This window comes from Comamonas sp., assembly GCF_036666375.1.
In the GTDB taxonomy this organism is placed as follows: Bacteria; Pseudomonadota; Gammaproteobacteria; order Burkholderiales; family Burkholderiaceae_C; genus Comamonas.
The window spans coordinates 1-8,955 of sequence record NZ_JAVWWA010000147.1; the positions used below are offsets into that span (position 1 = coordinate 1).

Here is an 8,955-nt window from a genome sequence, read left to right on the forward strand (position 1 = left end):
TCAGCTGAGCCTTGAATTCTACAACAGTTTTAAAGACCCTGTCAACTTTAAGTTTCTCGCTGCCTCCTCAGTGATTAACTGTTTCAGCAGCGCAGCCTTGCATTGTAGCCCGGTTTTTCAACCATTTTTCGAAACAAGGCCCGAATTTTGAAAATGACTTTTTATCGTCATCTGCCGACCTGCGGTCGGCAGATGCACCGCGTGGCGGTGCATTTCTTGTGCGGGCATCAATTGTCGCTCAGTTCCTGCTCGAGGGCGTCGAGGAACAGCGCAGCAACATCACAGCCAGTCTGGTCATAGATCTCCTGGAAGCAGGTCGGGCTGGTGACATTGATTTCGGTCACGCACTCGCCAATGATGTCCAGGCCCACGAGCAGCAGGCCGCGCTCCATGAGGATGGGGCCCAAGGCTTCGGCGATCTCAAAGTCCTTGGCACTCAGCGGCTGGGCCACACCCTTGCCGCCGGCCGCCAAGTTGCCGCGCACTTCATTGCCCTGGGGAATGCGCGCCAGGGAATAAGGCACAGGCTTGCCACCTATCACCAGCACCCGCTTGTCGCCAGCGACGATCTCGGGCAGGAATTTCTGCACCATCACGCTTTGCGCTCCATCGCGGTTGAGCGTCTCGATGATGCTGCCAAGATTGCGGCCATCGGCGCCCACACGGAAGATGCCCATGCCGCCCATGCCGTCGAGCGGCTTGAGGATGATGTCCTGGTGCTCGGCATGGAATGCGCGGATTTCCTGCGCATTGCGCGTGACCAGCGTGGGGCCGATGAATTCGGGGAACTCCATGATCGCCAGCTTTTCGGGATGCTCGCGCAAGGCGCTGGGCTTGTTGAGCACCTTGGCGCCTTCGCGCTCGGCCTGCTCGAGCAGATGGGTAGCGTAGAAGAACTCGCTGTCGAACGGCGGATCCTTGCGCATCAGCACCGCGTCGAATTCGGCCAGGTCCACGCGGCGCGTGCCCTGCTCGGCAAACCATTCGTCGGCATCGCCCGTCAGCACGATGTCACGCACCAGCGCCGACACCTTGCTGCCGCGCTGCCAGGAAATGCTTTGCACTTCGCAGGCGGAGATCGCATGACCGCGGCGCTGGGCTTCGCGCATCATGGCGAAGGTGGTGTCCTTGTAGATCTTGAAAGATGCGAGAGGGTCGGCGATGAAAAGAAGGTTCATGGTGGTCACAACAGTTGCAGCCTCAGGGGGCAGGCCATTCGCCGCAGAATCAGGCGTTGCGGCGGGGCAGAGACAACGCGCACTCAGGCACGGCGACCATACTGTTGCACAAATAAGGCAAGGCTGCCGGCGAGCACCCCCCACAGGGCCGAACCTATGCCGAAGATCACCACGCCGCTGAGCGTGACCAGGAAAGTGATCAGCGCCGCTTCACGGTGTTTTTCCTCGGCAAAGGCCGATGTCAGCCCCGCGCCTATGGTGCCCAGCAGCGCCAGGCCCGCGATCGCTGCGATCAGTTCGCGCGGAAAGGCAGTGAGCAAGCCGGTCACCACGGCGCCGAAAGCCCCTATCAAGATATAGAACACACCACAGGCCGCTGCCGCTGCATAGCGCCGCCGTGGATCTGCATGGGCCTCGGGCCCCATGCAGATCGCCGCCGTGATGGCGCTGAAATTGAGCGCGAACGCGCCGAAAGGCGCGAGCACCAGCGTCACCACCCCGGTCATCGTGATCAGGCGCGACACCGGCAGCTCATAGCCCGAGGCGCGGATCACGGCAATGCCCGGCAGGTTCTGCGAAGCCATGGTCACGATGAACAGCGGCAACGCCAGGCTCACGGCCGCCGACCAGGACCATTCGGGTGCAGTGAACAACGGGCTGGCCAGCGACCAATGCACGGACGTCCAGGCCATATCGCCGGCAAATGCCGCAAGCGCCAGGCCCACAGCCAGTGTCCAGACCACGCAATAACGTGGTGCCAGACGACGCGCGACCAGATAGGTCAGCAGCATGCCCAGTACCAGCGGCAATGCGGTCTGCGCCGCCGCAAACGCCTGCATGCCAAAGCGCGCCAGCACGCCGGCCAGCAGCGCCGAAGTGATGGCCACGGGAATGTGCCGCATCAGGCGCTCCAGGGCACCGCTGGCGCCGACGATGATGGTCAGCAAAGCGGCGAGCATGAACGCGCCTACGGCCTGCGCCATGGTGAACCCGTCGCCCGCGAGGCCGGCCGTGGCCAGTACCGCCGCTCCCGGCGTCGACCAGGCGATCATCACGGGCTTGCGCAGCCACAAGGACGGCAGCACGGTGCACAGGCCCATGCCCAGGCCCAGGGCCCAGATCCAGGATGTGACCTGCGCGGGCGTGGCGCCGAAAGCCTGGGCGGCCTGGAACACCAGCGCCAGCGAACTGGCGAAAGCCACCAGCATGGCGACAAAGCCTGCCGCGACCGTGGAGAGGCTCGAATCACGAAAGAAATGCATGCCCGATTCTGTCAGAGCATGCAGGCCGCCGACGGTCGCCGGCGCGCCAGCGGCCGGCGCCTTTACAACTCGATCTTGGAGCCGAGTTCGACCACGGAATTGCTGGGCAGGCGCAGGAAGTCGGACACGCGGCTCGCGTTGCGGTGCATCTGCGCGAACAGCTTCTCGCGCCACGGCGCCATGCCCTGGCGCATGCCGGGAATGACGGCGTCGCGCGAAACGAAGTAGCTCGTTCCCATGGGGTCCAGCGGATAGCCCAGCCCGGACAGCTGGGCCAGCGCCTTGGGCAGGTCGGGCTCGTTCTTGAAGCCATAGTGCACGGTCACCTGCCAGCAATGGCTGCCCAGCGATTCGGCCTGCACGCGCTTGTCCATGCCCACCCAGGGGACCTCATGGTTGCGCACCGTGACGAACAGGTTCTGCGCATGCAGCACCTTGTTGTGCTTGAGGTTGTGCAGCAGCGCCGAAGGCACCGTGCCCGGCTCGCCCGACAGGAAGATCGCAGTGCCCGCGACGCGCTGCGGCGGATGCTGGACGAGCGCACCCAGAAAGCCCGACAGCTCGATCGACTCGCTGTGCAGGCGCTCGTGCAGCAATTGCCGGCCGCGCCGCCAGGTCATCATCAGCAGGAATACCGCGCCGCCAATGGCTAATGGGAACCAGCCGCCCTGGAACAGCTTGAGCAGGTTGGAGCTGAAGAACGCCAGGTCGATGACGAAGAAGCAGCCCGTGGCCGCCCAGCACAGCAGCCAGGGGTAATGCCAGCGGTAGCGGATCACGAAGAAGGTCAGCAAGGTGGTGATCAGCATGTCCAGGGTGACCGCGATGCCATAGGCCGCGGCCAGGTTGCCGCTGGAGCGGAACAGCATCACCGCCATGACGATGGCGGCGAACAGGCTCCAGTTGACCAGCGGGATGTAGATCTGGCCGGCCTCCTTGGCGCTGGTGTGGCGGATTTCGAGGCGCGGCAGGTAGCCCAGCTGTATGACCTGGCGCGTGACGCTGAACGCGCCGGTGATCAATGCCTGCGAGGCAATCACCGCGGCCATGGTCGCGAGCAGCACCAGCGGCAGCAGCGCCCAGGCGGGCGCCATGCGGAAGAACGGGTTCTGCACCGCATCGGGCTGAGCCAGCAGCAGCGCGCCCTGGCCGAAGTAATTGAGCGTCAGCGCGGGCATGGCGACACCGAACCAGGCCAGGCGGATGGGCTTCTTGCCGAAATGCCCGAGGTCGGCATAGAGGGCTTCGGCGCCCGTGACGCACAGCACCACGGCGCCCAGGATGATGAAGGCCACGCCGGGCTGGCGCCAGATGAAGCCCAGCGCATGGTGCGGGCTCAGCGCAGCAAGGATTTCCGGGTGGTCGATGATCTGCCATATGCCCAGCACCGCCAGGCATCCGAACCACAGCAGCGTGATCGGCCCGAAAAACTTGCCTATTCCCGCGGTTCCGCGCTTTTGCACCGCGAACAGCGCCAGCAGCACCAGCAGCGCCAGCGGCAGCACGAACTGGCGAAAGTGCGGCGACACCACTTCTAGGCCTTCGACCGCGGAGAGCACCGAGATCGCGGGCGTGATCACGCCGTCGCCATAAAACAGCGAGGTGCCGAAAATGCCTATGGGCAGCAGCACGGCGCGCAGCCGGGGCTGATCCTTGACGGCCTGGGAAGCCAGCGCGAGCATCGCCACCAGCCCGCCTTCGCCGTTGTTGTCGGCGCGCAGCACCAGGGTCACGTATTTGAGCGAGACGATCAGCGTGAGCGTCCAGAACAGGATGGACAGCACGCCGTAGACGTTGGCATGGGTGAAAGGAACATGGCCGGAGCCAAAGACTTCCTTGACGGCGTACAGCACGCTGGTGCCTATGTCGCCGTACACCACTCCAATTGCACCCAATGTGAGTGCTGCCAGCGAGGATTTTGGATTGTTCACTGAACGCACCCGGAGCCGCTGCGGCGCCGGGTCTCCCTGTCATGGTGTGAGAGTCGTTGGGTCTCGCCGGCAGGCAGCATGCCCGCCGACGACGTCACGCATCAATCGTAGATTTCGGCGTCGGGGTTGGTGGCTTCGAGCTCATAGCTCGCCGCGAGCATCGCCAGTCGGCCGATCACGCCATACATGTAGAAGCGGTTGGGCGCGCTTGCGCCCGGGCGGGCGCCGAGTTGCGGCAGCTGGGTGCTGTGCTCGAAGGCCAGCGGCACGAAGCTCGAGCCCGGGGCGTTGAGATTCTCGTCCACGCCGCGCTCGGGGTGCATGCGGTAGAAGCCGCCAACCACATAGCGGTCCATCATGTAGACCACGGGTTCGGCGACCGCATTGTTCATGCGCTCCTGCGTCAGCACGCCTTCCTGGATGATCACGTCGTGCACCGCCTGGCCGTCCTTGATCACGCCCATCTTGTTGCGCGACTTGCGCGTGAGCACTTCGAGGTCCTTGGCGTCGCGCACGGTCATCACGCCCATGCCGTAGGTGCCATGGTCGGCCTTGACCACGACGAACGGCTTTTCCTTGATGCCGTATTCCTTGTACTTGCGGCGCACCTTGGTGAGCAGCATGTCGACCTGGGCGCTGAGCCCGTCCATTCCGGTGCCGTCGTTGAAGTCCAGGCCTTCGCAGTGGGTGAACATCGGGTTGATCAACCAATGGTCAATGCCCAGCAGCTTGCCGAAGCGCTTGGAGACTTCCTCGTAGCTCTGGAAATGGCGGCTCTTGCGGCGCACGCTCCAGCCCGCGTGCAGCGGCGGCAGCAGGTATTGCTCGTAGAGCTCCTCCAGAATGCCCGGCGGGCCGGCAGACAGATCGTTGTTGAGCAGGATGGTGCAGGGATCGAAATCCTTGAGTCCCAGGCGGCGCTTGCTGCGGATCACGGGCTCCAGCGTGACCGATTCGCCGCTGGGCAGATTGATCACGGTGGTCTTCTTGATTTCGCGGCTGATGGAGCCCACGCGCACGTTGAGCCCGGCCATCTTGAAGATGCGCTGGAGCTGCACAACGTTGTTCAAATAGAACGTGTTGCGCGTGTGGTTTTCAGGAATGATCAGCAGGTTACGCGCTTCGGGACAGATCTTTTCGATCGCCGCCATCGCCGCCTGCACTGCCAGCGGCAGCATTTCCTCGGTCAGATTGTTCCAGCCACCGGGGAAAAGATTGGTGTCGACAGGGGCGAGCTTGAACCCCGCGTTGCGGATGTCGACAGACGAGTAGAACGGAGGCGTGTGCTCCATCCATTCCAGGCGAAACCAGCGCTCGATCGCGGGCATGGATTCGAGAATACGCTGTTCAAGCTCGTTGATGGGGCCGGTCAGAGCCGTGATGAGATGCGGAACCATTGGTACCCTCAAGAGACGGTGGTGTATTGGATTGTAGGGATTTGGCAACGACGTCGGCATTTACCCACCACCGATGGTAGTCCCGACGGCGTTGCGTCAGCGCCGCCAAAAGGAGGGTGTCAGCAATGCCATGAAGCTCAGAATCTCCAGCCGCCCCAGGAGCATGGCCAGCGTGCAGACCCAGATCTGGAAATCCGTGAGTCCCGCATAGTTGGACGCGGGACCCACAGTTCCCAAGCCCGGGCCCATGCAGTGCACACTGGCCAAAATGGCGGTGAACGCGGTCACGGGATCAAGGTCGGTGAGCAGCAGCAGCATGCTCAGAGTGATCACCGTGGCGCCGTACACCAGCATGAAGGCCAGCACGGAGAAAATCATGCGATTGTCCACTACTGCCGATCCAAGCCGCACAGGTTGTACTGCCCGGGGGTGTACCAGGTGGGTCAATTCGCGCCGCGCCTGCTTGAGCAGAATCAGCATGCGCACCATTTTGATGCCGCCGCCGGTCGAACCGGCACTGGTCGCCACGCCCGACAGCAACAGCATCATCACCGGCAGGAAAACCGGCCAGCCAAGGTAGTCGACGGTGGCGAAACCCGTGGTGGTGGCAACCGAAATCACATTGAAGACGCCGTAGCGCAAGGCGTCCAGCGGCGCATAGACGCCCTTGACCCACAGCAGCAGCGCGGCAAACAGGCCACCGCCCACGAGCACGCCGATGGTGGCGCGCATTTCGGGGTCGCGCCAGAAGCCCTGCAGCTGGCCCTTGCGCATGGCAACGAAGTAGAGCGCGAAGTTGCAGCTGGCCAGCAGCATGAAGAACAGCGCCACGGCTTCGAGCAGCGGCGAGTCGAAATATGCAAAGCTCGCATCATGCGACGACAGCCCGCCCAGGCTCACGGTGGTGAACATGTGCATCAACGCGTCCATGGGCGTCATGCCCCCGGCCCAGAAAGCCAGGCCGCAGGCAATGGAGAAGATCGCATAGACGCCCCACAGCCCCTTGGCGGTCTCGGTCATGCGTGGCGTCAGCTTGGTGTCCTTGATCGGGCCCGCGGCCTCGGCGCGAAACAGCTGGCTGCCGCCCACGCCCAGCAGCGGCAGCACCGCCACGGCCAGGATCAGAATCCCCATGCCGCCCAGCCACTGCAGGAAAGTGCGCCAGACGTTGATGGACATCGGCAGGTCGTCGAGCCCGGTGAGCACCGTGGCGCCCGAGGTGGTCAGGCCCGAAACGGCTTCGAAGTAGGCATGGGTGAATGAGATCGGCACGTCCAGCTGGTGCAGCGCGAGCATCAGCGGCAGGCAGGCGCACAGCGGCAGCACCAGCCAGACCAGGGTCACCAGGATCACGCCGTGGCGCGGCTGCAGCTCGCGGCGAAAGCGGTTGAGCCCCAGCCACAGCACCATGCCGACAATGGCCGCGACCGCGATCGACAGCGGGTACACCCGCCATATGCTTTCATGCTGCTGCCAGGAGACGGCCAGCGGCAGCAGCATGGCGAGCGCAAACATCACCAGCAGCATGCCCAGCACGCGCAGAACGGGAAACAGATCACGCATGGTGGGGCGTCAGAAGAAGGTGGCGCTCACGCGGAACAGCTTTTCCACGTCCCGTACCAGGCGCTTGTTCGGCAGGAAGAACACCACATGGTCGTTGCTTTCGATCACCGTGTGGCTGCGCGGAATGATGACCTGGGGTTCGGGGGCGCCCTTGTCCGCTTCGGCATCCTCGAGTCCGCGCACGATCAGGCCGATATGCACATCGAGCGGCAGGCGCAGATCCTCGACGCGCCGGCCGACGACGCGCGAGCTCTTGCGGTCGCCACGGGCGACGATTTCCAGCGCTTCGGCCACGCCCCGGCGCAGGCTGTGCACGGCCTGCACATCGCCGCGGCGCGCGTAGGCCAGCAGTTCGCCCAGCATCGCCTGGGCCGGCGACAGCGCGATGTCGATCTGCGTGCCGTGCATCAGGTCGGCATAGGTGCGGCGGTTGATCAGCGACAGCACACGCGTCGCGCCCATGCGCTTGGCCAGCAGGCAGGACATGATGTTGTCCTCGTCGTCGTCGGTCAGCGCGAGGAACAGGTCTACATCCTCGACGCTCTCGTCGCCCAGCAGATCCTCATCGGTAGGGTCGCCCTGCAGCACCAGCACGTTGGTTGGCAGCACAGCCGCGAGTTCGGTGCAGCGCTGTTCGTTCTCTTCGAGCACCTTGATGTGGAACTGGCCCGGCACCTGGGCCAGCTGGCTTGCCAGGCGCTGGCCGACGCGGCCACCACCGACAATCATGATGCGGCGCACGGGCTTGGCCTGCTGGCCGCGCGGGCGGTGCAGCGCGCTGAGGATTTCAGGCAGGTGCTCGCGCGCGGCGAGCACGAAGACCTCATCGCCGGGCTCGATCAGCGTCATGCCGTCACAGCGCACGAAGCGATCGGGCTCGTCGGCAAAGCGCCGGTAGATCGCGACCAGGCGCATTGCCAGGTCGGGCATGCTGTCGCGCAGCTCGCCTATGCGCAGGCCCACGGCCGGCGCGCCGGCGCGCGCGCGCGCCGAAGCCAGGCAGGCGCGGCCGCCGGCAAACGCGCGCACCTGCAGCGACTCGGGATACTCGATGAGCTTGCCGATGTAGCGCGTCAGCGACTCTTCGGGGCAGATGATGCGGTCGACCGCAAAACCTTCCTTGCCCAGCAGCGGCGAATCGGGCGCGAAGCCCGAGGAACGCACGCGCGCGATGCGGGTCGGCACGCTGAACATCATGTCGGCGACCTTGCAGCACACCAGATTGGTTTCATCGAGCGCCGCGCAGGCAATCAGCAGGTCGGTGTCGCGCGCGCCGGCCTCGGCCAGCACCGCGGCATCGGTGCCGTTACCGACCACGCCGCGCAGGTCGAAGCGCGTCTGCAGCTCGCGCAGCCTGCGGCTGTCGGTGTCGATCACGGTGATGTCGTTTTGTTCGGACACCAGGCTTTCGGCCACGCTGTAGCCCACGCGTCCCGCACCCAGAATGATGATTTTCATGAAATTCGCTGGTGATGCCGGACGCGGGTAGTCTTCAGACGCGGACTTCGCCGTCGCCCAGCACCACGTACTTGAGCGAAGTCAGGCCTTCTATGCCCACGGGGCCGCGCGCATGGAACTTGTCGGTGCTGATGCCGATTTCCGCGCCCAGGCCGTACTCGAAGCC

6 protein-coding genes and 1 pseudogene are annotated in these 8,955 nt (G+C 64.3%); all 7 read right to left on the bottom strand.

Annotation, left to right across the window (positions count from 1 at the left end):
* Positions 1-227 precede the first annotated feature (227 nt).
* Positions 228-1,178 carry a glutathione synthase gene (gshB, locus tag RR928_RS22850; protein ID WP_332539768.1) on the bottom strand — a complete coding sequence of 317 codons (951 nt, stop codon included), beginning with the start codon at positions 1,176-1,178 and terminating at the stop codon, positions 228-230.
* 83 nt (positions 1,179-1,261) lie between these two features.
* Positions 1,262-2,440, bottom strand: coding sequence for a benzoate/H(+) symporter BenE family transporter (locus RR928_RS22855; RefSeq protein ID WP_332684369.1), 1,179 nt, complete (start codon positions 2,438-2,440; stop codon positions 1,262-1,264).
* Positions 2,441-2,502: 62 nt separating this feature from the next.
* The gene (locus RR928_RS22860) at positions 2,503-4,371 is read right to left on the bottom strand and encodes a potassium transporter Kup (RefSeq protein ID WP_332539771.1); all 1,869 of its coding nucleotides are present in this window, start codon (positions 4,369-4,371) and stop codon (positions 2,503-2,505) included.
* A 101-nt stretch (positions 4,372-4,472) separates the two neighbouring features.
* Positions 4,473-5,768, bottom strand: coding sequence for a glutamate--cysteine ligase (gene gshA, locus RR928_RS22865; RefSeq protein WP_332539772.1), 1,296 nt, complete (start codon positions 5,766-5,768; stop codon positions 4,473-4,475).
* Between the two features lie 96 nt (positions 5,769-5,864).
* A complete protein-coding gene (locus tag RR928_RS22870) occupies positions 5,865-7,331 on the bottom strand; it encodes a TrkH family potassium uptake protein (RefSeq protein WP_332539773.1) in 1,467 nt (488 codons plus the stop codon).
* A gap of 9 nt (positions 7,332-7,340) precedes the next feature.
* On the bottom strand, positions 7,341-8,789 hold the full coding sequence (gene trkA, locus RR928_RS22875) for a Trk system potassium transporter TrkA (RefSeq protein WP_332539774.1): 1,449 nt from the start codon (positions 8,787-8,789) through the stop codon (positions 7,341-7,343).
* A gap of 34 nt (positions 8,790-8,823) precedes the next feature.
* Positions 8,824-8,955, bottom strand: a pseudogene (locus tag RR928_RS22880) (gamma-glutamyl-phosphate reductase); the annotation flags it as partial.